1 protein-coding gene is annotated in these 1189 nt (G+C 39.9%); it reads left to right on the top strand.

From position 1 onward, the window contains the following. Window positions 1-643: 643 nt before the first annotated feature. On the top strand, window positions 644-1189 hold a 546-nt coding region (locus tag Q8M88_RS01070), incomplete at its 3' end, for a hypothetical protein (protein ID WP_305594210.1).

Here is a 1189-nt window from a genome sequence, read left to right as displayed (position 1 = left end):
AGTCCTTCAGTATGTTGGCATACAGCACATAAATGAATAACTGGAGGATGCAAGGGAAACAGTTGAAGGCAGTTGGTAAATATTGAAGTCGAAATGTTTCGTACCTACGGCACTCCAGACTTCGCTACCAGTCGTTCTACTACAAATATTTCGTGACTTCGGCGTGAGCTCAGTCGAACGCCGCTGGCACTGATTTCTGTACGGCCGTGAGCAAACTGCCCCAGCGGGGCAAGATATTTATAGAAAGAGGAAATAGTGAAGTTAATCGTCCGTGAGAAAAAGTTGGATAAAGCTTTAGCCTCTTTTCGGACGAAATGGATCGGCCTTCAAAAAACAAGTTACATAAAAGTAGCCAGCAAAAAATAATTTACTGTCGGAAAATACCCATTGACTCCGCTATATATTTAGGTTAATTTTAATAAGTGAAAATGCTCAATGAGCATAATTATTTGAATTCACGTTTCATTTTGTAATAATTTACAAATAACTTTTTTTCACCCCAAACTAACATGTAATCATGAAATTTTATTTGCAGCGCTTCCACCCTACTAAAAATTCTTCTGCAACACACTCGTTAAAGGTGTGCCATGCCCTAATTCCGTCAACACTCTTTTTAGGAAATTTATTCTATAAGATTTAGTATATGTTTAAAAAACTGAATAATTATCTGGAAAAACGATTTATTCCGCGATGGATGGTCCTGATGATTGATATAAGTCTTGTTACCTCCTCTTTTTTGTTCACCTACCTGCTCCGCTTCGAATTATTTTCCGGGCATGTTGATTTATCGAAGGTGATAATGCAGTTGCTTGCAGGATTTCCCATTTACCTTGTGGCAGTTTCGATTTTCAAGCCACACCGCGGCATTATCCGACATTCGACGACATACGATACAGTGATGGTGTTAAGAACCCAGCTTGTACTTTCGACTGGTTTTTTCCTGATTAGCTATTACGGGCGCGAGTTTCATGTAAACCTGGTTATTCCCTGGTCGGTGATCATTGTCCACTTTTTACTTTCGGTATTCCTGATGGTTTCTTTCCGTTTCGCTGCGCAGTATGTATTCCGAAACTTGTTAATGCAGCCAAACGATACTATCAAAGTCATGATCTACGGCGCCGGAGTGCTGGGAAATATTTCCAAAAGCGTAATTATGAAAGAGTATCCACCCCAGCATTACCGTCTTACA

The sequence above is a fragment of the Phenylobacterium sp. genome (genome assembly GCF_030693805.1).
Lineage (GTDB): Bacteria > Pseudomonadota > Alphaproteobacteria > Caulobacterales > Caulobacteraceae > Phenylobacterium.
Note: the sequence above shows the minus strand (reverse complement) of the source record. Positions and strands in the feature narration are given on the sequence as shown.